Source organism: Enterobacter cloacae complex sp. P18RS (assembly GCF_014982105.1).
Taxonomy (GTDB): domain Bacteria; phylum Pseudomonadota; class Gammaproteobacteria; order Enterobacterales; family Enterobacteriaceae; genus Enterobacter; species Enterobacter hormaechei_C.
This window is the reverse complement of record NZ_JADCKV010000016.1, coordinates 260522-285921: the sequence shown is the minus strand read 5'-3', so window position 1 is coordinate 285921 and position 25400 is coordinate 260522. Positions and strand designations below refer to the sequence as shown.

At 55.7% G+C, this 25400-nt stretch carries 23 protein-coding genes; 12 read left to right on the top strand and 11 right to left on the bottom strand.

The window, feature by feature from the left end:
- The first annotated feature begins 3 nt into the window (after window positions 1-3).
- From INF61_RS13505 to INF61_RS13470, 8 genes are all read left to right on the top strand, one after another.
- Window positions 4-180, top strand: coding sequence for a type II CAAX prenyl endopeptidase Rce1 family protein (locus INF61_RS13505; protein WP_174411689.1), 177 nt, complete (start codon window positions 4-6; stop codon window positions 178-180).
- Between the two features lie 14 nt (window positions 181-194).
- Entirely contained in the window at window positions 195-1448 is a 1254-nt protein-coding gene (locus INF61_RS13500) for an HlyD family secretion protein (protein ID WP_047726556.1), read from the top strand.
- The gene (locus INF61_RS13495; protein WP_193547836.1) at window positions 1448-3655 is read left to right on the top strand and encodes a peptidase domain-containing ABC transporter; all 2208 of its coding nucleotides are present in this window, start codon (window positions 1448-1450) and stop codon (window positions 3653-3655) included. Before INF61_RS13500 ends, INF61_RS13495 begins: the two co-directional genes overlap by 1 nt.
- Window positions 3656-3666: 11 nt before the next feature.
- Window positions 3667-3894 (top strand): GNAT family N-acetyltransferase, encoded by a 228-nt coding sequence (locus INF61_RS13490; protein WP_370553060.1) that lies wholly within the window; start codon window positions 3667-3669, stop codon window positions 3892-3894.
- Between the two features lie 134 nt (window positions 3895-4028).
- On the top strand, window positions 4029-5024 hold the full coding sequence (locus tag INF61_RS13485) for an alpha/beta fold hydrolase (protein ID WP_047719556.1): 996 nt from the start codon (window positions 4029-4031) through the stop codon (window positions 5022-5024).
- A gap of 45 nt (window positions 5025-5069) precedes the next feature.
- Window positions 5070-5810 carry a response regulator gene (locus tag INF61_RS13480; RefSeq protein ID WP_022651194.1) on the top strand — a complete coding sequence of 247 codons (741 nt, stop codon included), beginning with the start codon at window positions 5070-5072 and terminating at the stop codon, window positions 5808-5810.
- Complete coding sequence (locus INF61_RS13475; protein WP_193547835.1) at window positions 5807-7102, top strand: ATP-binding protein; 1296 nt, start codon at window positions 5807-5809, stop codon at window positions 7100-7102. The genes INF61_RS13480 and INF61_RS13475 overlap by 4 nt, the downstream gene beginning before the upstream one ends.
- 135 nt (window positions 7103-7237) lie before the next feature.
- Entirely contained in the window at window positions 7238-8428 is a 1191-nt protein-coding gene (locus INF61_RS13470) for a cytochrome c biogenesis protein/redoxin (protein WP_193547834.1), read from the top strand.
- Window positions 8429-8434: 6 nt separating this feature from the next.
- On the opposite strand, the gene tam is transcribed toward INF61_RS13470, so the two are convergent.
- Window positions 8435-9193, bottom strand: coding sequence for a trans-aconitate 2-methyltransferase (tam, locus tag INF61_RS13465; RefSeq protein ID WP_193547833.1), 759 nt, complete (start codon window positions 9191-9193; stop codon window positions 8435-8437).
- Window positions 9194-9277: 84 nt separating this feature from the next.
- A complete protein-coding gene (locus INF61_RS13460; RefSeq protein WP_017382349.1) occupies window positions 9278-9862 on the bottom strand; it encodes an NUDIX domain-containing protein in 585 nt (194 codons plus the stop codon).
- Window positions 9863-9948: 86 nt separating this feature from the next.
- Here INF61_RS13460 and INF61_RS13455 point away from each other — a divergent pair, with 86 nt between their 5' ends.
- Window positions 9949-10707, top strand: a complete 759-nt coding sequence (locus INF61_RS13455; RefSeq protein WP_015570520.1) for a DeoR/GlpR family DNA-binding transcription regulator — start codon at window positions 9949-9951, stop codon at window positions 10705-10707.
- 104 nt (window positions 10708-10811) lie between these two features.
- Window positions 10812-12104 carry a glycosyl hydrolase family 28 protein gene (locus INF61_RS13450; protein WP_193547832.1) on the top strand — a complete coding sequence of 431 codons (1293 nt, stop codon included), beginning with the start codon at window positions 10812-10814 and terminating at the stop codon, window positions 12102-12104.
- A 177-nt stretch (window positions 12105-12281) separates the two neighbouring features.
- Here INF61_RS13450 and INF61_RS13445 read toward each other — a convergent pair whose 3' ends face one another.
- The 3 genes from INF61_RS13445 to INF61_RS13435 all read right to left on the bottom strand — a co-directional run bounded on the left by INF61_RS13445 (window position 12282) and on the right by INF61_RS13435 (window position 14014).
- Window positions 12282-12767: a GNAT family N-acetyltransferase gene (locus INF61_RS13445; protein WP_003857133.1), complete on the bottom strand. Its 486-nt coding sequence runs from the start codon at window positions 12765-12767 to the stop codon at window positions 12282-12284.
- The gene (locus INF61_RS13440) at window positions 12755-13021 is read right to left on the bottom strand and encodes a DUF1778 domain-containing protein (protein ID WP_003857131.1); all 267 of its coding nucleotides are present in this window, start codon (window positions 13019-13021) and stop codon (window positions 12755-12757) included. The genes INF61_RS13445 and INF61_RS13440 overlap by 13 nt, the downstream gene beginning before the upstream one ends.
- Window positions 13022-13084: 63 nt before the next feature.
- Window positions 13085-14014: a LysR family transcriptional regulator gene (locus INF61_RS13435; RefSeq protein ID WP_063847896.1), complete on the bottom strand. Its 930-nt coding sequence runs from the start codon at window positions 14012-14014 to the stop codon at window positions 13085-13087.
- Window positions 14015-14143: 129 nt separating this feature from the next.
- On the opposite strand from INF61_RS13435, the gene INF61_RS13430 reads away from it, so the two are divergent.
- Window positions 14144-15526, top strand: coding sequence for an MFS transporter (locus INF61_RS13430; protein ID WP_193547831.1), 1383 nt, complete (start codon window positions 14144-14146; stop codon window positions 15524-15526).
- 21 nt (window positions 15527-15547) lie between these two features.
- Here the strand turns inward: INF61_RS13430 and INF61_RS13425 are convergent, their stop codons facing one another.
- From INF61_RS13425 to INF61_RS13415, 3 genes are read right to left on the bottom strand one after another with little or no spacing between them, the layout of a single operon-like run.
- Entirely contained in the window at window positions 15548-16543 is a 996-nt protein-coding gene (locus INF61_RS13425) for a DUF2891 domain-containing protein (protein WP_017382342.1), read from the bottom strand.
- A 9-nt stretch (window positions 16544-16552) separates the two neighbouring features.
- Window positions 16553-17539 carry a DUF979 domain-containing protein gene (locus tag INF61_RS13420; protein ID WP_017382341.1) on the bottom strand — a complete coding sequence of 329 codons (987 nt, stop codon included), beginning with the start codon at window positions 17537-17539 and terminating at the stop codon, window positions 16553-16555.
- Window positions 17536-18258, bottom strand: coding sequence for a DUF969 domain-containing protein (locus INF61_RS13415; RefSeq protein ID WP_003857121.1), 723 nt, complete (start codon window positions 18256-18258; stop codon window positions 17536-17538). The genes INF61_RS13420 and INF61_RS13415 overlap by 4 nt, the downstream gene beginning before the upstream one ends.
- 224 nt (window positions 18259-18482) lie before the next feature.
- On the opposite strand from INF61_RS13415, the gene INF61_RS13410 reads away from it, so the two are divergent.
- The gene (locus tag INF61_RS13410) at window positions 18483-19031 is read left to right on the top strand and encodes a winged helix DNA-binding protein (RefSeq protein ID WP_003857118.1); all 549 of its coding nucleotides are present in this window, start codon (window positions 18483-18485) and stop codon (window positions 19029-19031) included.
- Here the strand turns inward: INF61_RS13410 and glgX are convergent.
- From glgX to treZ, 3 genes are read right to left on the bottom strand one after another with little or no spacing between them, the layout of a single operon-like run.
- Complete coding sequence (gene glgX / locus INF61_RS13405) at window positions 19028-21103, bottom strand: glycogen debranching protein GlgX (protein WP_193547830.1); 2076 nt, start codon at window positions 21101-21103, stop codon at window positions 19028-19030. The genes INF61_RS13410 and glgX overlap by 4 nt on opposite strands.
- Window positions 21104-21118: 15 nt before the next feature.
- Complete coding sequence (gene treY, locus INF61_RS13400; protein WP_193547829.1) at window positions 21119-23587, bottom strand: malto-oligosyltrehalose synthase; 2469 nt, start codon at window positions 23585-23587, stop codon at window positions 21119-21121.
- Entirely contained in the window at window positions 23584-25371 is a 1788-nt protein-coding gene (gene treZ, locus INF61_RS13395) for a malto-oligosyltrehalose trehalohydrolase (RefSeq protein WP_193547828.1), read from the bottom strand. Before treZ ends, treY begins: the two co-directional genes overlap by 4 nt.
- Between the last annotated feature and the right edge of the window lie 29 nt (window positions 25372-25400).

Below are 25400 nucleotides of genomic sequence, written 5' to 3'. Positions count from 1 at the left end.
ATATTGACTTCATTGTCTTTTTGTCTGATGCATGGACAGTATTATAACATTTTAGATCAATCCATTCTTTTTTTGGTGTCAATATTGCTATTAATAGTTAGAATAAGAAGCAGAGGGCTTTTTTATCCTATTATAATTCATTCGTGCATGAATGCTTTTGTTTTGTCGTTAAATTTTTGAAGGGTATTTGGGATATGAATATCTTCAGGGAAGAGGCTTTAAATCATCAAACAGATTCTGATTATGGTGAGATTGTCTTACCTGCGTCATTCGGTTTATCAGTAAGCGCACTCACAACGTTATTCATATTTCTGTGCCTGATACTCTTTATTCTTTATGGTAGCTATACACGTAAGGCTCACCTTTCCGGAATCGTTATGCCCTCATCCGGGCTGGTAAAAATCACTCCTCAATATGCTGGCTACGTAACCAAATTGACCGCCTCAGAAGGTCAACACATTATTGCCGGTGAGACTCTTTATCATATCAGCGGTGAACATTTCAACGAACAGGGGGCAGGTACACTCGCTGCTATAAGACTTTCCCTACAAACTCAGTTTACAATGCTGACTTCTCAACAGACCCTGGAATTGCGTGACAACAGTCAGCAGCAGCATGCCATACAACAGCGAATAGTTTCCCTGAAACCTCAGGTTAAAAGTGCAGAAAAGCGTCTGTCACTTGCCGTGCATCAGGCTGCGCTGGCCGTGTCTGTTATGGAGCGCTATAAGAAACTTGCTGATACGCATTACGTATCAGATATCGAATACCAGCAGAAGCAGATTGACGTTTCAACGTCACAGCAAAACGTTGAGGATCAGCGTCAGGGGCTTCTGCAACTGCACACCGCGATGGAGGCTGCTAAAGACGACCTTGACCATCTCATCGTTCAGGGTGAAAGCCGGAAGGCTGAAATGGACAGGCAGTTGCAGGTGATCAGGCAACAGCAGGACGAACTGGCAGGTAAGGAAAATTTCACGCTGAGTTCACCGGTATCCGGAACCGTTGCTGCCGTGCTGGTCAGACAGGGACAGTCTGTCAGGGCATCTGAACCTGTCATGACCCTCATTCCCGACAATGCCCGTTTGCAGATAGAACTCTATGCTACCAGTCAGAATGCTGGCTTTATTCAGGCGGGGCAGCGTGTTGCCCTGCGGTTCTCTGCCTTCCCCTATCAGAAGTTTGGTGTGCAGTACGGGACTATCCGTGAAATAAGCCATACAACGCTGACATCTTCTGATTTACTCTCCGTATCTCCTGTGACCTGGAAGGAGAATGAAGGTCATTACCGCGTCATCGTTGAACCTGAAAATACTTTTATTCTGGCTTATGGGAAACAGGAAGCCCTGCGCCCCGGCATGGTTCTTGAGGGGGATGTCAGCCTGGATACCCGCAATTTGTGGGAGTGGCTGACTGAGCCGCTCTGGAGCCTGAAAGGAAAGCTGTGATGGATACACTTAAATGGACCGGGAGAAAAAAGCTTCCTCTCACCCGACAGACAGAGTCAGCGGAATGTGGTCTGGCATGCCTGGTCATGATGGCCTGCTGGCATGGTCTGCAAACAGACTTACCCACACTGCGCGAACGTTTCAGTATCAGCTCACAAGGGATGACCCTGCAGAGACTGACTGAATGTGCGGCCGGTATCGGATTATCCAGCCGGGCAGTTCGGCTGGAGCTTGAGGACCTAAGATCCCTTTCTCTCCCGTGTATTCTCCACTGGAACATGAATCATTTTGTTGTGCTACATAAAGTTCGCGGAAGCAGGCTGGTTATTCATGATCCGGAAAAGGGAAAAGTAACGCTCTCCCTACAGGATGCTGGAAAACATTTCACCGGCGTCGCGCTGGAGCTGATGCCAGCCAGTGATTTTACCGCTCGGGATGAAAGGAAAAAAATCCATCTGCGCCAACTGACAGGTAAAACACCGGGTCTGTTGTCGGCAATGTCGCGAATTATCGTTTTTGCCGTGGCACTCGAAATCCTGACACTGGGAAGCCCGCTTCTCAACCAGCTGGTGATTGATGAAGTCCTGGTGGCTGCCGACCAGAGTTTGTTGACCGTCATTATTATTGCGCTTCTGCTGATGTCACTGACCCAGATGCTGCTGTCACTGGCCCGCCAGTGGGCGAGTATTACACTGTCCGTCAATTTTAACATGCAGTGGACAGCACGGGTTTTCCATCATCTGGTCCATCTTCCTCTGGCCTGGTTTGATGCACGCAGTAAGGGGAGTATTAATGCTCGTTTTGAGGCGGTAGATACCATCCAGCAGGCGCTGACTACGCAAGTGCTGGAAGGTATTCTGGATGTGTTGCTCGTGGTGACTGCGCTTTGCATGATGCTGCTGTACAGTCCTGAAATGACATTGATCGCCGTACTTGCAGCCATTTTCTATGGTGTGTTGAGGGCACTGTGGTATCCGTCCCTTCGACAGTCGGCAGAAGATGCCTGGGATGCAGGTGCCAAGGAGTCCGGGCATTTTCTTGAAACACTCAACGGGATCCTCAGCCTGAGAATTAACGGTGTGACGGCACATCGTGAGGCCGCCTGGCTGAATCTCAACGTTGCCCGCAGAAATACGCAGTTGCGTCAGAGCCGTCTGCTGATGTGCTATGACATTGCTCACACTCTTACCGGCAGCGTGGTATCAGCAATCATTTTGTGGAAAGGCGCCGGGGAGGTATTGAATGGAACCTTCACCGTCGGCATGCTGGTTGCTTATTTATCCTATCAGACGCGTTTTTCTTCCAGTATCAGTAGCCTGACTGATAAGTTTTTTTCCTGGCGTATGCTCGATGTTTACAACGAACGACTGGCTGATATTGTACTGACCCCGACAGAAGGCCTTCAGCAACAGCCTTTTCGTGAGCATAACAACGCTTCGCACATTCCTTCTGTATCCCGCAGGGAGATGGATGAATATGCTCATGCTCCTCTAGTACTTGAGCACATCATCTTCAGCCACAAGGGAGGGGAAAATCCGATAATCGGCGGGGTGTCGCTGACACTCAATCCCGGAGAAGTCGTTGCCATTACAGGTAAATCCGGATGCGGGAAAACGACACTGGTGAAGCTTATCCTTGGGATCCACATCCCTGATGAGGGCAGGATCAGGGCATTTGGCATATTGCATACGCATCCGGATTATTTTCAGGTTCGTCAGCGTATCGGTACCGTACTGCAGGATGACCATCTTTTCAAAGGTTCTGTAGCAGATAACATTATTTTTTTCAGTGATGACCGAAATTATGAACGAATGATCCAGTGCGCAAGACTGGCACTTATCGACAGCGATGTTATGGCAATGCCGATGGGGTATCAGACGCTGATTGGTGAAACCGGCGGAGGGCTTTCCGGAGGACAAAAACAACGCATTCTGCTGGCAAGGGCGTTGTACAAGAAACCGGGATTCCTGTTACTGGATGAAGCGACCAGCCACCTTGATGTTGAGAGTGAAATCCGGATAAGCCAGACCTTACGTCAACTGGGGCTTCCTGTTCTGCTGATAGCCCATCGCCCGGAAACCATAGCCTCTGCAGACCGGGTTTTGTATCTGGCAGACGGCTACTTAACGGAGCTGAATCTCCAGCATACAGTCAATAATGGCGAGTCTGTTTGTGAATATACTAATGACGTGATGGCAAAAAATTAACCTTAACGTACATAATTTTCGATATCCGAACTTACCCCTATCTGGAAGATCTATTTGTTGACGCTGCCGAACGTGGCGCAGGGGCGGGTAAAGCGCTTATCGACGCCCTGATCGATGAGGGTAAGCGGGAAGGGTGGTCAAAACTATACTGGGTAACCCGCATGCACAATCCGGCGCGTAAGCTGTATGACCACTATGGTGAAGCCGACGATTACGTCCGGTACCGAATCACCCCTTAACCGGGTTTGTATCACACTGTATCTGCGTCTGTGATACATACACAGGTATGCAATAAAACCGCATCCGCACACATCTCCTATACAAACGCATGGTGTTATATCTCCGTCAACTGAACTTACCCGGAGATAACATCATGTTTAATAAACTCGCATACTCAGCCGTCGCCCTGACCGTTTCACTTGGCATCGTGATGTCCTGTCAGGCAGAAGCGACGGGTAAGGATTACGCGTCGGCCTTTAACCAGGTTAAACAGATTAACGCTGGCGATTTGAACGTCGGTTACGTCGATATCGGGCCAAAAGAGGGGCAACCGGTGATCCTGCTGCATGGCTGGCCGTACGACATTCACAGTTATGCAGACGTGGCCCCCGCGCTGGCTGCGAAGGGGTATCGTGTCATTGTGCCGTCCCTGCGCGGGTACGGCACCACGCGCTTTATTTCTGAAAAAACGCCGCGAAACGGCCAGCCTGCGGCGATGGCAAAAGACATCGTCAACCTGATGGACGCCCTGAATATCAGACAGGCGGTGTTTGCCGGTTATGACTGGGGGGCGCGTACGGCGGATATCGTTGCGGCGCTCTGGCCGGAACGCGTGAAATCGCTGGTCTCGGTGAGTGGTTACCTGATCAGCAGCCAGGCGATTGGCAAACAGCCTTTACCGCCGAAGGCAGAGGTTCAGTGGTGGTATCAGTTCTATTTCGCCACGCCACGCGGTGCGGAAGGCTATGCTAAAAATACGCACGATTTTGCCCGGTTGATCTGGTCTCAGGCTTCGCCTGACTGGAAATTCAGCGATGCCACCTTCAATGCCAGCGCCAAATCCCTCGATAATCCGGACCACGTTGCCGTCACGCTCAGTAATTACCGCTGGCGTCTGGGGCTGGAGAAGGGTGAGCAGAAATATGACGCCTACGAACAAAAGCTGGCTACGCTGCCGAACATTACGGTGCCGACCATCACCATCGAGGGCGGTAACAACGGAGCACCACATCCTGCACCCGCCGCCTATGCGGGGAAATTCACCGGAAAATATGAGCACCGTACTTTCGGCGCAACGGTTGGCCACAACCCGCCGCAGGAAGATCCGCAGGACTTTGTTAACGCGGTTGTCGACGCGGATAAGCTCTGATATGTGCTATTTTCAATCCGTTACCTCTTAATCAGGGAGCCTGCGGTGGAGCATATTGATCACATCCTTGTCGTCGATGACGACAGGGATATTCGTGAGCTGATTGTCGATTACCTCGTGAAATCCGGCTACCACGCCTCTGGCGCGGCGAACGGGAAAGAGATGCGCGTAGTGCTCGACAAACAGCATATCGACCTGGTGGTGCTGGACGTGATGATGCCCGGCGATGATGGCCTGACGCTGTGTCGACAGCTGCGCAGCAGCAGGCATAAGGATCTGCCGATCCTGATGCTCACCGCGCGCAACGAGGACACGGACCGCATCCTGGGGCTGGAGATGGGCGCCGACGATTACGTGGTGAAACCGTTTGTGGCCCGCGAACTGCTGGCGCGTATCAAAGCTATCCTGCGTCGTTTTCGTACTATGCCGCCTAATCTTCAGGTGACCGAGGCAGGGCGCCTGGTGGTGTTCGGGGAATGGCAGCTGGATACCGTGGCGCGTCATCTGATTGATAACGAGGGTATGGTTGTGGCGCTCAGCGGGGCGGAATATCGCCTTTTGCGCGTATTCCTCGATCATCCTCAACGGGTGCTGACCCGCGACCAGCTGCTGAACCTGACGCAGGGACGTGATGCCGAGCTGTTTGAGCGTTCGATTGATCTCCTGGTGAGCCGCGTGCGACAGCGTCTGAATGAAGATGCCCGCACGCCCGCCTACATTAAAACCGTTCGCAGCGAAGGCTACGTTTTTACCATGCCGGTGACCATCGTCGAGGCCAATGAATGACGCTATGGCCCCGCACCTTACTGGCCCGGCTGCTGATCATTGTGCTGCTCGGGCTCTTGCTGGCTAACGCGCTCAGCCTGACGCTGGTCATGGTTGAGCGAATGCGCAGCGCGCGCACGGTTATGCTGGGCAATCTTGAGAACGACGTGGCGACCAGCGTGGCCATTCTCGACCGGCTTCCGGCCAAAGAGCGGCCAGAGTGGCTGGAACGGCTCAGTCGCGGTAATTATCGTTATATCCTTGGCCCCGGCGAGGCAGGCGCCGCGCCAACGGACAAGCGCTCGCGGGATGCGATTCGCACCCTGAAAGAGACGCTTTCAGCCCAATATCCGCTTCAGTTTACGGCGGTGCCAGGGCCGATTTCCCATATTCAGGCCCATCTGACGCTCCGCGACGGCGCACCGCTCACCATCGATCTGATCCCGCGCATGCCGCCTGTCGCCAGCTGGTTGCCCGTGGTGCTGGTTCTTCAGCTGTTACTTGTCGCGCTCTGCTCCTGGGTTGCCGTGCGCCAGGTTGTCCGGCCCTTCCTGCAATTCACGCGCGCGGTTGATTCCCTCGATCCTGCGGCCCATTCTCCGATGACTGAAAAAGGTCCGGTTGAGGTGCGCCAGGCAGCGCACGCTTTTAATGAGATGCAGTCGCGGATACAGACCTATCTGCGTGAACGCGCGCAGATTCTGGCGTCCATTTCTCACGATCTCCAGACGCCCATCACGCGCATGAAGCTGCGGATCGAAATGGCGGATCAGCCCGAACTCCGCGATAAGCTGCTGAGCGACCTGGATAATATGTCGCGCCTGGTACGGGAGGGGATTGCCTATGCCCGGTCATCAGAATCTCTGGAAGAGACCACGCTGAAGCTGGAGCTGAATGCGTGGGTTAACAGCATCGCCAGTGATTATCAGGACATTGGTAAAAACGTGCAGTTTCATGCACGCAATGCGCGTCTGCCGATCGTCACTCGTCCCCAGGCATTGCGCAGGGTAATGACCAATCTGCTCGATAATGCGCTGAAGTTTGGCGATAGCGCGGTAATAGAGATTGATGAAGATGAAAGGCAGGTAGCGATCCGCATTATGGATAACGGCTCTGGCATCCCGGAGGCAGAACTGGAGGCGGTGTTACAGCCGTTCTACCGGGTTGAAACGTCGCGCAACCGGGAAACGGGCGGCACCGGGTTAGGCCTCGCCATTGCCGCGCAGCTCACCGCCCAGCTTGACGGGAAATTGCATCTTGCAAACCGGGCAGAGGGAGGGCTGGCCGTAAGCGTGATCCTTCCGCGCGGTTAATTGTACGCCTGTGTATCTGCACCCCGCGCCGATACGCAGGCAGACAAAATCCAGCTTTTCAAACACGGCCTGAACACATTCGTACGATGAAATGACCTCACTGCACCTTCGCAGCAACCGTATCGTGAGGTCGTTATGTTTCTGATAATCGCTTTTTTAGGCGGCATGATTAGCCTGCTCAGTCCGTGCACGCTTCCCGTCATTCCTCTGCTGTTCGCTGGCTTTCAGGGGCAGCGCAAACACATTCTGGCGCTTCTGGCGGGAATGATTGTGATGTTCACGTTGGTGGCGATGGTAGTAACGGTTGCCAGCGAGTGGATCGCTGACGCCACCATTATCGGTCGCTGGATTGCGCTGTTGGTATTGAGCATTGCCGCCCTGGCCCTGATCTTTCCGCAGTTCGCTCAGCGCATTGCCCGCCCGGCGGTCAGCGCGGGAAACGTTCTCAACACCCACAGCATGCAGCGACGCGGCCTGGTTTCGGCTTTTCTGGCAGGGCTGGCCGTCGGGCTGCTGTGGTCCCCCTGTGCCGGACCGATTCTCGGGGCGATCTTCAGCATTAATATTGCGGGCCACTCGGCCATCGCAACCGGAGCGCTGTTAGCCGCTTACGGCAGTGGGTGCGCGTTGATGCTGGGGCTGCTTGTCGCGGGGGGCCGTAAGCTGATAACCCCCCTGAGAGCCAAATCCGCATTGATGGCGCGTTTGCGTCAGGGAGCGGGAGTGATGATGTTAGCCGCCGTTGCGTTCAACGCCAGCGGGATGACCTCAGCCCTGAAAGGTGCCAACGGTATTGCCGACCAGCTGGAAAATGCCCTGTTGAGCCTTGCGCAACCCACCTCCACGCAGGTGAAACTGCAACCGGTCGCTGACGCGATGCCGAGCAGCCAGCTACCGTCATTAAGCGGCGGTACGGGTTGGGTAAACGGTGACCCTGTCACGTCTGAGGCCTTGCGGGGGAAAGTTGTGCTTATCGATTTCTGGACCTGGGACTGTATCAACTGCCAGCATACGCTTCCGCACGTGCGTGACTGGGCGATGAAATATCAGTCTGAAGGTCTGGTAGTGATTGGCGTCCACACCCCGGAATACCCCTGGGAAAAGCCGTTATCATCGGTGAAAAACGCGGTCAACAAATGGCAGCTGCCGTACCGCGTAGTGACGGATAATAACTACAAAATCTGGAGCGCGTTCGGAAATCAGTACTGGCCAGCACATTACTATTTCGATGCGAAAGGGCAACTGCGTTACACCGCGTTTGGCGAGGGGAGCTATGACAAGCAGGAGGCCGTGATTCAGCAGTTGCTCAGGGAAGCGCGTTCCTGATCCGGCTTACGGAACCCGCTGAGCCACCAAAAACAGGCGCGGAAAAGCCAGCAGTATCTGCCCGTTCTCCTGGAGCGGATACTGCTCTTCCAGCAGCTCAAGATAGCGTTTCAGATAGTTTTTCTGCTCGCTTTCGTTGAGTTCCTGTAACCACGGGCGTAACCCTGTCGCGCTGACCCAGTCAATAATCGCCTGATGAGAGCTCATCTGATGGAAGTAAGTGGTGCGCCAGATATCCACGTCGCATCCCGCTTCCGTCAGAATATTGTAGTAGGCATGGATACCCGGCAATGGCTCGCGGCCACGATCGGGGTAGCCCTGTTCCCAGGCAACTTCACGCATCAGGGCATGCGTCGGCTCAAGCCAGTTGTCAGGCATTTGCACCGCCAGCACGCCGTTTAACTGGAGCAGCGAAACCAGGTGTGGCAGAAGGTGGTAATGGTCCGGGATCCATTGCAGTGAGGCGTTGGCGTAGATCAGGCTGAGCGGCTGGTCAGGTTTGTAGTGCCGGATATCCGCCTCAACAAAGTGGCAGTCTGGCAGGGCCTGTCGGGCTTCCTCCAGCATGGCCGGGGAGTTATCCACGCCGGCGATCTGCGCAGAAGGCCAGCGCTGTTTCAGCAGCGCGGTGCTGTTGCCTGGCCCGCAGCCCAAATCCACGCCAGAGGTTATGTCAGCAAGCGGCACCCGGGCGAGTAACTCAGCGGCGGGACGTGTGCGTTCTGCGCTGTACTGTAGATAAAGAGAGGGATCCCAGTCGGCCATTTTCGCATCTCCATGTTGAGGTGTTCAGCAAGAATAGCACAGGCAAATACCTGCGCCGGGGCAGGTATCTGGCTAATGGTGAGATTATAAAATGCCTTTGAGGGCCAGGTGATAGAGCAGCATGATGGTTTTTCCGTCGACAATCTGCCCATTTTCAATGCCCCGAAGCGCGTCGTCCAGCGTCATTTCCAGTACGTCGATATCTTCTCCCTCTGCTTTAACGCCTCCGCCCGCGCTGGTCCGATCCTGCGGGTGATATTCCGCCAGATAGAAGTAGAGTTTCTCGGTAACCGAGCCCGGGCTCATATAGGCCTCAAAAATTTTCTCTACGCGCGTCACCTTATACCCGGTTTCTTCTTCCGCTTCGGCCTTAATCCGGCTTTCCGGGTCAAGGTTATCGAGCAACCCGGCGGCCGCCTCAATGAGATCCTCTTCGTGACCATTTATAAACACCGGGAAACGGAACTGACGCGTCAGAATGACGGTTTTGCTGTCGCGATTATAGAGCAGGATCGTCGCGCCATTCCCCCGGTCATACACTTCACGCTCTTGTCGCTGCCAGTCGCCATCGCTGCGCTGGAGGTCAAAAGTATATTTTTTCAGGTTATACCAGTTGTCGGACAACGTTTCGCTGTTGATAATGCGTATATCTGCACGTTTTGATTGCACGTTTGGCTCTCCTCTCGTAGAGTAAGCATCATAAACAGCACTATCGTGCAAATACAAGGCACATCGTGCAATAACAGGAATAATTCATGCTCACAAGCCAGCGTAAACAGTTGATTCTGGAAAAACTGGAGGCGGAAGGTCAGGTCCAGTCTACTGCGCTCAGCCTCTTTTTCTCGGTGTCTGAGGACACTATCCGCCGGGATTTACGTGAACTGGCGGCAGAAGGGCGTTTGCAGCGTGTTCACGGCGGCGCACTGCCAGCATCGTCAGCGATTGCGCCTTTTGCCGAGCGTCAGTCCGTTAAAATGGATGCAAAAAAACGCGTGGCACGGCGAGGCGCGCAGCTCATTTCACCGGGGCAGGTGGTGATCATTGATGGCGGGACGACCACCTCCGAACTTATTACGTTCTTACCACCCGATTTACGGATAACCGTGGTGACGCACAGCCCGGGTATCGCTTTGGGGCTGGTCGACCATCCATGCATAGAGGTGATCCTGATTGGTGGTCGTTTGTATAAACACTCCATCGTCACGGTCGGCGCGGCCGCTATTGAAGGCATCAATAATATTCATGCGGATCTGTTCTTCATGGGGGTCACTGGCGTCCATCCTGAGGCCGGGCTGACCACCGGAGATTATGAAGAAGCGTGCATCAAACGTGCATTTTCCGGCAGAGCGGCGGAAACGGTGGTATTGGCCTCACCGGAAAAGATCAACACGGCCTCGGCGTTTGTGATTGGCGACCTGTCGCTGGTGAATACGCTGGTTGTTGAAAACACAACGGATGAACGCTGGGTGAGCGCTCTGAAAGAAAAGGGCGTTGCGGTGATCGCAAGCCAGTAAATATCTGCTTTTTTGCCAGCCTGACCGCGTGGCTGTCAAACAGACAAAGGTTATCCTTCACGCGGATTTCTAGACTAAGGCTTTCATCTGTTTAAGGACAAGCCATGAAAGCGGTCTCCATTCTGACGTGCGGCGCGGACCCAACCGCGCAACGCCTGTCAACGTCTGCCATTCAGCAGGCCATAAATAGCGCTCAACAGAACGATGTCATTGTTATTCCGCAAGGCCGTTTTCTGACCGGAGCACTGTTCCTGAAAAGCGGTGTTTCGCTTCGCCTGGACGCTGGCGCACAGCTCGTTGGAAGCCAGGATCTGGCTGATTATCCATTGATAAACACCCGGGTGGCCGGCATTGATATGCGCTGGCCGGCAGGCATTATTAATATCATCGATTGTGAAAACGTCAGTATTACCGGTACAGGCACAATAGACGGGCAGGGTGTTATCTGGTGGCAACGCTTCTGGGGCGATGACGAGCGCAGCGGCATGGTCGACGATTACAGCGCCAGAGGATTGCGCTGGGTGGTTGATTACGACTGTCAGCGCCCGCGCAATATTCTGGTCTTTGAAAGCCAGAGCATTCTGCTGCGTGATTTTACCAGTCGGGAGTCCGGATTCTGGAACATGCATCTTTGTTATTCGCGCCATATCACGGTTGAGGGCGTGCAAATCAGCAATTCTGCGGGGCCGAGCACCGACGGGATTGATATCGATTCCTGTGAACAGGTGCGGGTTGAACGCTGCATTGTTTCCTGTAATGACGACAATATCTGCATAAAATCAGGACGAGGACGCGAAGCGGCGCAAAAAGCACGTACCGCTAGGGATATAGTGGTTCGCGGTTGTACGCTGAATAAGGGGTCCGGGATCACGCTGGGGAGCGAAACCTCAGGCGGCATTGAACGCGTCCTGATAGAAGATAATGCGTTTAACGGTACGGGCGTCGGGTTTCGCATTAAGTCGGCCCGCAACCGGGGCGGATTTATCCGTGATATCACCGTCCAAAATTTACATCTTACGGACGTGCGTTTTCCGGTGCTGATCCAGCTGAACTGGTTTCCGCAGTACAGCTATGGCGACCGGGGAAATTTATCTGATAAACCAGAACACTGGCGCAAGCTGGCTGAAGGTGTTGAGGGCGAAGCCGGTCTTACTGCGGTCAGCGGACTGACGATTAAAAATATGTCGGCGCATCGCTCAGACAACAAATATTTCTCGCGGGCATTTTTCATTGAGGGGTATCCGGAGCGTCCTGTGGCCGGGTTAACGCTGGAGGGTATTTTGATTGACGCGACAGAGTTCGGGAAAATTTCCGGTGTGGATGGGTTGCGCTTTCAGAATGTGCAGGTGACTGCCGTAGAGAACACGCAAGACTGTAACGACAGTTATGAACGTTAAGGGCATAGAATCGATGGACATAATGCGCTGAATGAGCAGAACAAGGATGGGTCCGAAACGGCTGGATTTGTTCTTAATTAATCTTAGTGCGCATAATGTATATTATGTTAAATTGGATATTATGAAGCCTATCCCTCGTCAGATAAGCCCATCGCATCCTACCCCCTCCCTTTGCCTCTACTGAGGAAGCCTGAGAAACAGTGTCCGTTCCTGAGTCTGCGATGCTTTGAAACCATGGTGGATATAAAACGCTTTGGCTTCCTCAGTGAGTGCATGAACCATGATCGCTCGCACCCCGATATTCTCAGCTACCCGATAACAGCGTAAAACCGCATCGTGGAGTAAATCGGCTCCCAACCCGTTTCCGCGTAACGAGACATCCACAGCCAGACGGGCAAGTATAATCACGGGTATGGGATCCGGCATGTTACGCCGCAGATTACCTGTCGCTTGCGTATGGTTAACGCTGCCGGTAGCCAGAGAGTAAAATCCCGCGACCTGCTTCGTGCCCGTTTTACAAACGACAAACGTTCGGGCTGCGCCGAGCGCCTGGTTTTTCAGACCTCTTTGTTTTAGCCATTCGTCAAGCACGGCCTCTCCACTGACGAACTCCGCCAGTTGATGGACGCTGGATAAGGGCTCTGGTGCTGTTACACGTCCCACTGAGGTTTCCTTGCCAGCAGTTTTTCTATGGCAGGATCGTCCGCGACCGGGGCATCGAGCATGTCAATGAACTCTGCATACTGTTCATCGTTAAAATTGAATACACGTCGATCGAGGATCACATTCTCGGCTGCCTGACAGGCCATCTCCAGAATGAAGTCTGTACGTGATTTATGGAGGATCTCTGCGGCGGCATCGATAAGCGCCCGCTGGGATTCTTTGGCTCTGAGATTGAGTTGAACATCTGATTTCATAGGTATACCTCTTGTATAGCAATTGCTTTACAAGCATAGCATAAGCGCTGTGTATAGCAATCGCTATACAGAACCCTTAATCATGTCTGACCTCTCCACACCGCATATCGCAAGAATTTGCTCTCTCAGCCAGCGGTGACCAGGGTCGCGTTCCATTCTTGGGTGCCACATCTGCGATACCGTAATACGACGGCCTTTGAACGGCAGCTCGAACAGATGTACCTGGTCCGTTACCTGCTGATTGAGTAAATAGAGCGCGGGTATCATGGCGATAAGATCCGATTCCAGCGCCACGGAGAGCGCCGTCGGAAATCCCGGTACGACGCTGGCGATTTTACGTTTTGTCCCCAGTTCGGCCAGCGCATCGTCAACGGATCCATGCAACGCGCCCTCGGGTGACGCAACCACATGGCCCCAGGCGACATAATCCTTCACGCCTATTTCTGCCTGCTTAGCCAGCGGGTGTCCCTTACGCACGACGCCCACAAACCGATCCTCAAACAACCGTTGCAGCCGTATTTCAGGCCCCATATTGCTCTGGACGCCAATCTCCAGATCAACCAGCCCTTCCCGAAGATAGCGCGACGTTTTTTCCGGCTTAGGCGCGAAGCGTATACAGACGTCCGGCGCGGCATCGGCCACAGCCGCTATAAGCGCAGGCCCAAACGCCACCACAAAACCATCGTTTGCCCTGATGGTAAAAAGGCGCGCCAGACTTTGCGCACTGAACGTTTCAGTTGAGGGCTGCAATACCGCCCTCGCCTCGTGCACTGCACGTCTGGCGCGATCCCGGGTCGCTTCGGCCCACGGGGTTAGTACCATGTTACGTCCTGCGCGCACCAGGATCGGGTCGCCTGTAACGTCGCGTAACCTGCTTAATGTCCGGCTCATGGCCGAGGTGCTGAGGTTCAGACGACGTGCTGCACCTGCGACACTCGCTTCGCTCAGCAATATGTCGAGTGCAATCAGTAAATTAAAATCAGGATCGGTCATAGCGCTCATTCCTGTTCATTCAGATAAGGCGTTTCGTGCAACGATAAAGTGTAAATGGTGCGCCTTCCGCCCTGTAAAAGCCATCTTTATAGTTTTGTCATCCATACACTCTTCTCAGAGGACAACATAATGACGCTCTTTTCCAGTCAACCCGGCGACGAAGGACTGCCTGGCCCGGCGCGCGCACGGGTGATGGCCGCAATTATGACCACCACCTTAATGGGCGTGTTTGATGGCACCATGATCAACATTGCCCTGCCCTCCATGGCTCAGGAGATGCAGGTACCTGCCAGTATTGCCGTCTGGTTCGCCAACGGGTATCTGCTGGCGGCTGCGATGACGCTGGCGATATTCGCGGCGCTTGCGGCCCGCCTGGGTTATCGCCCCGTATTTCTGGCAGGTCTGACGACCTTTACCCTGACATCACTGGGTTGCGCGCTGGCGAATACACCCGAAATGCTTATCGGTATGCGCGTGCTTCAGGGGATCGGCGGCGCGGCGACGCTGAGTATTGCCCCCGCAATCCTGCGGTCCGTATTTCCCGGGCGATTGCTTGGCCGCATTCTGGGGTTACACGCCCTGCTCATCGCCTCCAGTTCCGCTATCGGCCCGGTATTGGGCGGGACGATCCTTCACACCCTGAGCTGGCAATGGCTGTTTGCGATAAATGTTGTTCCCGGCACCCTCGCCTTACTGCTGGCGGTCAAAGCGCTGCCGCGGGATGCGGTTCGAAAGCAAGCGCCTTTCGACACCCCGGGCGCGATATTGTCGGCGCTGCTGTTGGGGTCGACGATCATGGCGGCGAACAGCCTCCAGGACTATCATCCCGGTAGCCTTTGCTGGACAATGCTCGCTGCGCTGAGCGGCATGGCGTTTATCTGGCAGATCCGCCGCGCGGATAACCCCTTACTGCCGCCGATGATGTTTAAAAATGAACGTTTTACCCTCGCGGCCTTCACGTCGATGATTGCTTTTGTCAGCCAGGGGATCACCTTTATTGCGCTGCCCTTCCTTTTTCAGAGCGAATACGGCTACAGCCCGGTGTTGTCTGCCCTGCTGTTTACGCCGTGGCCGCTAGGGATCGTACTGATTGCGCCGCATGCAGGCCGGTGGGCAGACACGATTTCAGCCCCGGCGATATCCACCCTGGGGCTGATGATTTTTGTCGTCGGTTTGATCCTGCTGGCAACATTACCCGACCGCCCTTCAGTGTGGGATATCTGCCTGCGGAGTCTGCTGTGCGGAGTGGGGTTTGGCTGCTTTCAGAGTCCCAATAACCGGGAAATGCTTTCCAACGTTATTCGTGAGCATGCGAGCTATGCATCCGGTGTTTTATCCATTATGCGCACGTTCGGGCAGTGTCTGGGCGCCGCCGCCGTGGCCGTTCTGCTGGCCGCAGATGAAAGGTCAATTCATGTTGCGCTGTGGGTCGCCGCCGCAGCTTCTGCGGTAGCGGTCGTCGTCAGCGCGAGCCGGTTGCGTAAAATCACTCATCCTGCGGAAACAGGATGAGCACGAAAATATAACTAAGCGCTACTCCAGCGCCAGCAGCGCAAAACTCGCCAGCCAGTGGCCGCCGCTGTAGTGACTGCCGACAACATGCTCCACGCTTGCCGAGAGATGGCGCGCAACGGCATCCTGTAACGCCTGCTGCGCCGGGTGGTTTTCCGGCAGAGCACGGGCAATGTGCTTCATACACCAGGCGCGGCTGAGGTTAAGCCCGTCCAGGTGCGCGATTTTCGGGTCGGTGCGGTCGCTTACCTCAGCCGGGTTCATCAGCGCTGAAACGGCACCCACTTCAGGCAGAAACGCATCGAACCAGGCCGGGAAATTCTCTACCACCTTACTCATCAGTAACGCCTCGGTCAGCGCCCCGGAGATATACTCGTCGCCGCCCGGCTCATAATGCGCCGGATATTGCGTGTCCGTATGATAAAAGCGCGTCGCCGCGTCCAGGATCGCCTGTTCAAGCCCGTCATCCGTCACCGCCCGGGCATAATCCAGCCCCAGCGCGAGCGCAAACGCTGTGTTGTAATGCGTTCCGACGCGGATGGGATAGGTAAGCTTGCTGAGGTAATCCACCAGCCGCTGGCGAATATCCCGCGTTAACGGTTGCAGCGTCTGGTACCAGCGCTCCGCCTGTGGCAGTGACGACTGTTTCAGCTCCTGCGCCAGCGCCAGCAGCCAGCCGTAGCCATAAGGCCGCTCAAACGACGCGCGGAACGGCGCGGTAAAATAGGCCAGCTCCTTCGCCACCTTCTCGTCGATCAGGTGTTCTTCGAACAGAGTGATGATCTCTTCCCGGCACGGCAGTTCGGGCCAGAGACGCAGGCAGCGCAGCAGCAGCCAGTAGCCGTGCACCGCAGAGTGCCAGTCAAAACAGCCGTAAAAGATCGGGTGCAGCTCGCGAGGCGGCAGAACGTCGCCGTCATCGTTGAGCAGATGCATAATGTGGTTCGGGTATTCCTGACGTAAATAGGTCAACGGCATTCTGGCGAAGGCGTCAGCCTGATGTTGCGTTAATTCCATTGCAGCTCCTTAGCGAAACACGAGGAAATACATTAAGAACACGTTCACCACCAGCAGGGTTAACGCGGTCGGGATCTGGATCTTGATAACCTGATATTTGTCTTTTAGCTCCAGCAGCGCGGCGGGCACAATGTTGAAGTTGGCGGCCATCGGCGTCATCAGCGTGCCGCAATAGCCTGCGTACATACCGATAGCCAGCAGCGGCGCCGGGTTACCGTGATGGACGTTAATCAGGAATGGCAGAGCGATACCGGCGCTTAACACCGGGAAGGCTGCGAAGGCATTACCCATGATCATGGTAAACAGCGCCATCCCCACGCAGTAAATGACCACTAGCATGAAGCGGCTGTCCGGGTTCACAAACAGGCTGACCACCTTTTGTACCGATTCGCCGGTATTCGCCACCACGAACACCCCACCGAGCATGGCGAGCATCTGCGGCAGGATCACCGCCCAGCCAATGGTATCGACCAGCCGACGCGACTGACGCACCGCATGCAGCGGCGTACCTTTTGTCAGCCACCAGCCGGTAAGGATAGCCGCCACGCAGGCCACGCACAGCGCCGCCAGCGTAAGCTGTTTCTGGTCGAGCAGATAAACGCCGCCAATCGACACGCCTTTCAGAAACAGCGTCCCGATGACCGTTACCACGGGGATCATCAGTGCCGGTAAAAACAGCCAGTTTTTCAGCCGGTTCGACGAGGCAACACGCTCCTCCTCGGTGGACATTTTATAATGCCCCTTCCCGACCAGCCCGAAACCGGCCAGCAGCGCAATCACGATAACGGCGCCGCCAATAATGCGATACGCCAGCGACTTACCCAGCTCCTGCACCATCAGATCGCCAAACAGGAAGATCCCGCCAAACAGAAACCAGAACAGCGCCGTGGTATAGCGTTTCGGGTTAGCGCGGTCGCGAAGGGTCATCACAACCAGCAGCATCACGACGAAGCCGATCAGGTAATACACGCGGTTAATGGTGATGAGGGTCATCATGGTGCGATCTCCTGCGTACCCTGCTCTGCTTTCCAGGCCATCACGTCGCGACGAATGCTGGCGTCGAGGCGCAGCAGACGCGTCATATGGATGATCAGTGCCGCAATAGCGGTCGGAATGGCCCACAGGCCGATATGCAGCGGTTCGATCCCCTCGATCCCGTTCTCTTTCAGGAACGCATCAATCAGCAGTACCGCGCCAAAGGCGATAAAGATATCTTCCCCAAAGAAAACCGCGATATTGTCACACGCGGCGGCATGGGCTTTGATTTTGTCGCGGATAGTCTGCGGCAGTTCGCCGTATTCATTCAGGGCCGCCCCTTCCGCCATCGGCGCCAGCAGCGGACGCACCGTTTGCGCGTGGCCGCCAAGGGACATCAGGCCCAGCGCAGCCGTCCCTTCGCGGGCGACAAAGTAAAGCATCAGGATACGCGCCGAGGTGGCGCTGGCGATCTTCGCGACCCAGGCCTGGGCGCGCTCTTTCAGCCCGTAATACTCCAGCAGGCCAATCACCGGCAGGATCAGAATGAAGGTGGCAAGCGATCGGCTATTCACGAACTTTTCGCCAAAGGTTTCCAGCAGCATACCGAAATCCATGCCAACCAGCAGGCCCGTCGCCAGCCCCGCCACCACGACAACCAGCAGCGGGTTGAAACGCAGTGCAAAACCAATAACCACCACCGGAATCCCGATAAGTGGCAACAGTGTAGAACTGTCCATAAACGTTACCCTATCCAAAGTGAGCGTTGCGCGCCGACGGCTATTTTTTATACTTCGCAGCAGAGCGAAGCCGGTGCATTACGGCGCGCGATGTTGTGTTTTGCGTCAGGCTCCACAGAACCTGCACTAAAAAGCTATATCTGAACGTCAAAAACATGTAAACAATTTATCAATAAAATGTTCTTATTTTATCGACGGGTTTACATTTCGGGGGAAGGATCGTTATGACAGTAAAGAAAAAGACGACAGCGTTAAACCACGACGATATTGCGGACGGGCGAATCGTCTCCTCCCGTCATCTCGTCTCAGAGCGGTGTGCTGAATTATCAGAGCTGGAATATGCGCTGATCATGACCAGCAATGCGTTTAACAAATGGATGGTGCGCTGCATGACCGCTGCGGGTGAACCGGATATGGGGGCCTTTGACGTTTCGCTTCTGCACCACGTGAATCACCGCAACCGCAAGAAAAAGCTGGCCGACATCTGCTTTGTGCTGAACGTGGAAGATACCCACGTGGTGACGTATGCGCTGAAAAAGCTGGTCAAGGCGGGATATGTCACCAGCGAGAAAGCCGGAAAAGAGCTTTTTTTCTCCACCACGGAGGAGGGAAAAGCGCTGTGCATGAAGTACCGGGAGGTGCGGGAGGCCTGCCTGATCAACATTCATGCGGAAAGCGGCATTCCGGGAGCATCAATTGGCGAGACCGCGCAGTTACTCCGCGCGATCTCCTCCCTGTATGATACCGCCGCACGCGCGGCGGCCTCGCTTTAAGGACGGCGGAAAAGCGTCATACTCCGCCCGGCCAGTTCATAATCGACGGATTCCGTGATGATTTCCCCTGTGGGGGCCTCATCCGCCGTCGAAAGCTCCAGCACCCAGCCCCCTTCGCCAAACTGCGGGATCTGGAATGGAACCGTGCCTTCAAACGGGTTAAACAGCATCAGCACGTCGTGCCAGACGCCCTCTTCCTGCTTAAGATCCGGGCGGCTGATGGCAAGACCAAGGGTGGAACCCTCGTCCCATTGTTCCGACTGCTGCGGTCCGCCACCGGCGTTAAACCAGCGGATCTCCAGCCCGTCGCGCCAGTTCTCACGTCGCAGCAGCGGCTGCGTCGCGCGCAGGGCAATCAACCGACGGGTAAAGTCGCGCAGCTTCTCGTCGTTTTCAGAGAGCCCTTTCCAGTTTACCCAGGAGATCTCGCTGTCCTGACAGTAGCCGTTATTATTGCCCTTTTGCGTCCGGCCAAACTCATCCCCTGCCAGCAGCATCGGCGTACCGTGCGAGAAGAAGAGCGTGGTGAGGAAGTTGCGCTTTTGCCGCTCGCGGGTGGCGATGATATCCGGGTTCTCCGTCGGCCCTTCTTCGCCGTAGTTATACGACCGGTTATCGTTATGTCCGTCGTTATTATCTTCCCCGTTATCGGCGTTATGTTTCTCGTTGTACGACACTAGGTCGTTCAGCGTGAAGCCGTCATGCGCGGTAATAAAATTGACGCTGGCCCACGGACGACGCCCGCGCAGATCGTACAAATCACCGGACCCTAACAGACGGGCGGCAAAATCGTTAGAGACGTTATCCCCCTTCCAGTATTCACGTACCGTATCGCGGTATTTGTCGTTCCACTCACCCCAGCCAGGCGGGAAGCCTCCCACCTGATACCCGCCGGGGCCGATATCCCACGGCTCACCGATGAGCTTCAGCTTCGACAGCACCGGATCCTGGGTCACGGCATCGAAGAAGCCGCCGCGCGGATCGAACCCCTCCGGCTCACGTCCGAGAATGGTCCCGAGGTCAAAGCGGAAACCGTCAATCTGCATCGATTCTGCCCAGTAACGCAGGGAGTCCATGACCATCTGCAATACGCGCGGGTGTGAAGTATTAACGGTGTTTCCGGTGCCGGTGTCGTTGATGTAATACCGGTGCTGATCCGGCATGGTGCGGTAATAACAGAAGTTATCAATTCCCTTAAACGACAGGGTTGGCCCCAGCTCGTTGCCCTCCGCCGTGTGGTTATAGACCACGTCGAGGATCACCTCGATGCCCGCGTCATGATAGGCACGCACCATGTCGCGGAAACCCTGGATCCCCGCCGGGCCGTAATAGCGTGACGCTGGCGCAAAGAAACCGAGCGAGTTATAGCCCCAGAAGTTTTTCAGACCGCGATCGAGCAGGTGCTGATCGTCAGGGAACCAGTGAACCGGCAGCAGCTCGACCGAGGTAATCCCGAGGCTTTTGATGTACTGCACCGACGCTTTATGCCCCATCCCCTCAAACGTACCGCACAGTTCAGGCGGAATAGCCGGGTTAAGCTGGGTAAAGCCTTTTACGTGGCTCTCATAAACCACGGTATGCGGCCACGGGATATCGGGTCGGCGGGAGTCTTGCCAGTCGACGGCATTGGGGTCGATGACCTTACATTTGGGCGTAAACGGCGCGCTGTCTCGCGTATCAAAGCTGAGATCCAGCTCATCGTGTCCCAGCTCATAGCCGAAGTGGGCATCGTTCCACTCAATGTCACCCACCAGTTCACGGGCATAGGGGTCAATAAGCAGCTTATTGGGATTGAAGCGGTGACCGTTCTCCGGATCGTAAGGGCCATACACACGGTAACCATACAGCGCCCCCGGTTTCAGATCCGGCACATAGCCGTGCCAGACCTCATGGGTATATTCCGGCAGTTCCAGGCGGGCTATTTCTGTTTTTCCCGAAGGATCAAACAGACACAGCTCTACCCGCTCCGCGTGGGCGGAAAACAGAGCGAAGTTCACCCCTTTCCCGTCATAATTTGCGCCCAACTGCTGGCCATGACCGGCCCGAATTTCAAACGTTGTATCCTTTGGCATTTTTGTTCTCCTCGATTAGTCGCAGGTAAGCAGAACCAACAAACATCCCTTTTCAGACGTTAAATCCAGCGTCTCTGGCAGAAGGCGGCGCTCACCGGTAAACAGATCCCGGTAGTGCTTCCCGGCCAGCTCCTGGGGTATGGCCACCGTAGTATTGGCCCACAGCATCGCATTGTCGGTGACGTCAAACACCAGACGCGGCACGGCGACGATCAGCGCCTCGTCATCTTTTATGCGGGCATAAACGATCAGATTCTCTTCCCGCTCGCCGGTCACCTTCAGCGGCAGCCAGTCGCCGTAGCGGAAAAGCGCGGGGTAATGCGGCCGCAGCCGTAACAGCGTGGCGGTGACGTACTGCTTCACGCTGCCCTCTCGCCAGCGTTGCGCATCGTTAAAAATGGTTCCATCCGCTACGCTGAGGTTTTCCGCCAGCGCGGTGAAATCCGGTTCGCGGCGGTTATCCGGGTCGACCAGGCTGAAGTTAAGCCCTTCGCTGCCCTGGTAGATGTCCGGTACGCCTGGCGCAGTCAGCTTGATCACCGTCTGGCTCAGGCTGTTCATTAACCCAGCCCGAATAAACGGCTGGAGTGCGGCACTGAAATCACGCAGGAACAGGGTGTTATCCGGGGAGAGCAGATGGCGCACGTAGTCCAGCACCACGCTCTCGTACCCTTCGTTGCTGTCGATCCAGTCGGTACGCTGCTTGGCCTCGCGCAGGGCTTTCTCAATAAAGCCGAGGAAACGCTCTTCCAGTGACTTAAGACCATCACGATCGTCTGGCGACAGCGTGGCTGGCCAGACGCCCGCCAGCGCCTGGAAGATCATCCAGGTGTCGGCGGCGTTCGGCGCGGTGCCGTCGTTGAGGAATCGGACCTGCGTCTGGTTCATCTGCCGCCAGCGCGCCAGGTTTTCCCCCCACAGATCTGGCGCTTCCGTCAGCGTGTATAGTCGCGCTCGCGCATCCTCGCCGCGTTTGGTGTCGTGGGTGGAGGTTCCCAGCAGCGCATCGGGCTGGCGGGCAAGACGAATGCGCATCTCCTGATGAAAACGGGAAAGTGAAAATGCGCGCGGCGTCGGGTCAGCGCCGACTTCGTTCAGGGCCAGCTCCAGGTTATGGCGGAAGAACAGCGTATCCTCTACCGATTTCGCCATCAGCGGCCCGGTCAGTTGCTGAAAACGGGTGCGGAAAAGCGAGGCCAGCGCGTGGTCATGCTCCGGCAGATCGCCGGTAAGAATACGCACGATCAGGCTGAGCGCGGGTTCAGAGGTGTCGACGCTGGCGACCACGCGACTGAGCAGCGCCACATCCGGTGGCGTCAGCCCCTCTCCGGTGCCGTAGGTGCGATACACCGGAAACGCGATAAGCAGCTCGCGCAGGGCATGGCGGATATCCTCATGCTCCACTTGGGCACCGTTATGCCCGGCCAGCTCGCTGGCGATTTTGAGCAGCGTGGTAAATTCACCTTCAAAATTACGATCGGTCATCAGCCCTTTGGCTTTGCGAAGTTCCGCCTGCCTGTCCACGGTCGTGCCCAGCGTCTCGTCGTAGAGCGTCTCCAGTCGCGAGAGGTTGGTATCATCCACCAGCACTTCCGCCAGCGAGGCAATAAACTCATAGCCCGTAGTACCCGAGACCGGCCACTCCTGAGGAAGCTGTTCCCCTTTGGCGAGGATCTTCTCTACCGTGATGTAGCAATCCGGCCCGGTCGCCGCACGCAGGCGCTGCAAATAGCCCAGCGGATCGGCAAGCCCGTCCACATGGTCAATGCGCAGGCCGTCGACAACCCCGGCGTGAACAAGCTCAAGGATCAGGCGGTGCGTGTCTGCGAAGACCGCCTCATCCTCTACCCGCACGCCGACCAGCCCGGTGATTTCAAAAAAGCGCCGCCATGAAAGCTGTTTCGGCGCTTCCCGCCAGGACATCAGCCGCCAGCTTTGCGCCTCGTGGATCTCAGCGATGCTCTTGCCTTCGGCATACGTGCCGGGATTAAGCGGATAGGCGGTATCATAGTAAACCAGCGCTGCGCTGTTGGTGACACTGTCACGTTTTAAGGTGATAGCCCCCCGCTCCAGCTCGGCTTCAAAGGTGTCGCCAAGAAACGGCAACGTCAGCGGTCGGGACCAGTCGATATCAAAATACGCCGCATAGCGGCTCTGCCTGCCTTGTTCTATAACATCGCGCCACCAGCGGTTTTCCAGCGAGGTCGACATATGGTTAGGAACGATATCCAGAATCAGCCCCATCCCCGCCTGCTTCAGCGCTGCCGCCATGCGGTCAAACCCTTCCCGCCCGCCAATCGCCGGGTCGATTTCGTTGGGGTCGGTCACGTCATAGCCGTGGGTGGAATCCGTGGTTGCGGTGAAAACAGGCGACGCGTAAAGATGGCTAATTCCAAGGTCTTTCATATACGGAATCAGGTCCACCACGCGATCGAAGGTCATGCCGTTGCGAAACTGAATTCGGTAAGTAGAGGAAGGGATCATAGCGCTGCTTCTCCATCAGCTAAGCGAACAACAATGCTGTTTGGCGGCAGGTTATCGACTGCCTCCGGCCAGCTAAAGATCGTTTTTCCGGGCAGGTTCGGTAAGGCGAGCGGCTTTTTGCCGATATTCAGCGCCAGCGACAGCGTACCGGACGGGAAACGCCAGCTCACGGCAACCATGCCGAGCGCCGTTTGCAGGACGTTACCCTCCACGGCGCCCCGCTGTTTCAGTAGCGGGACGATAAAGCGCTGACGCAGCGCAATCAGTTCGCGCGTAGCGTGCAGCCACGCCCTGCCTTCCTGCGTGTCTGCCTTGTTCCAGTCAAGCTTCGACCGCATAAAGGTATTTACGTCATTGGGGTCCGGTACGGTTTCATCGTGCCCGGCATGGCCGGTAAACTCTTTCGCGCGTCCTTCCCGCACGGCTTTCGCCAGGTCGCCGTGAAAGTCGGTGAAAAAGAGGAACGGATGCGTTTCGCCATACTCCTCGCCCATAAACAGCAGCGGAATATGGGGCGACATAAGCATCGCCGCAAACAGCACACGCGTTTTATCCGCGCCTGCCAGAGAGATAAGCCTCTCCCCCTGGGCACGGTTGCCGACCTGGTCGTGATTCTGAATAAAATCGACAAAAAACTGCGGAGGTTGCTCGCGACACTCTACCCCGCGCGATTTTCCGGTCTGAAGCGAGATTTCCCCCTGGTAGACAAAGCCCTCTGCCAGCGCCCGCGCCAGTTTTTTCTCCGGCTCAAAGGAAAAATCCTGATAATAGGCGTGTGATTCCCCGGTCGCGAAGACATGCGCGGCGTTGTGAAAATCATCATTCCATTCGGCGGTGAAAAGCGGCGTCTGACCATGCTCATCGCGCGGATGCAGGAAAATCACGTTGCGACTGTCTTCGGTGGTCAGATGGATATGCCGATCCGGAAATGCGTCGCGGATCCGTTGCGCTATCTCGGGAAGAATATGGGTCTCAGCGTCGTCATGGATCTGGTCGATGGCGTCGAAGCGCAGACCGTCAAGATGATACTCCGAGAGCCAGAATAACGGCGCCTCGGCGATGTATTGCCGGACGGCCTCAACCTCATAGGCAATACCGTTGCCCCACGGGGTCATACGATCCTGATGGAAAAACGCTGGCGAGAGCAACGGCAGGTAATTACCTTCCGGGCCAAAGTGGTTGAGTACGATATCCAGCACCACGGAAAGCCCGAGCGCGTGGGCGGCATCAATGAAGGCATGAAAATCATCCGGTGTGCCATAAGCCGAGTGCGGGGCATACAGCAGTACGCCGTCATACCCCCATCCGCGCGCCCCCCCGAACTGGGACACGGGCATCACTTCCAGTTGCGTAATACCCAGCCCGGCCAGATAAGGCAGTTTGTCGATGGCCGCCCTGAAGGTTCCTTCCCCGGTGAAGGTGCCGATATGCAGCTCGTAGATCACCGTCTCTTCCCACGGTCGTCCTTGCCATTCCCGCTGAGTGGGCAGGCTGCGACGCGGGTCGATCACCACCGACGGGCCGTTGACGCCAGCCTGCTGCGCGCGTGAGGCCGGATCCGGCACCGCCATTCCATCCTGTAAAACAAACTGATAGGTCGTACCGTGCCTGACGCCGGGCACGTCAATCTGAAACCAACCGTCGCCCACCGCCGCCATGGGAATGTCGGTATCGGTTAAACGTAATGTGAGATCTTTCTGCCCTTCTGCCCAGACGCGAAAACGTACAACGTCATCGGAAATAAACTCAGCACCCCAGTGCCTGCGACATGTTCTGAATTCCATTCATTGTCCTCGAATGACCACCTTTTACG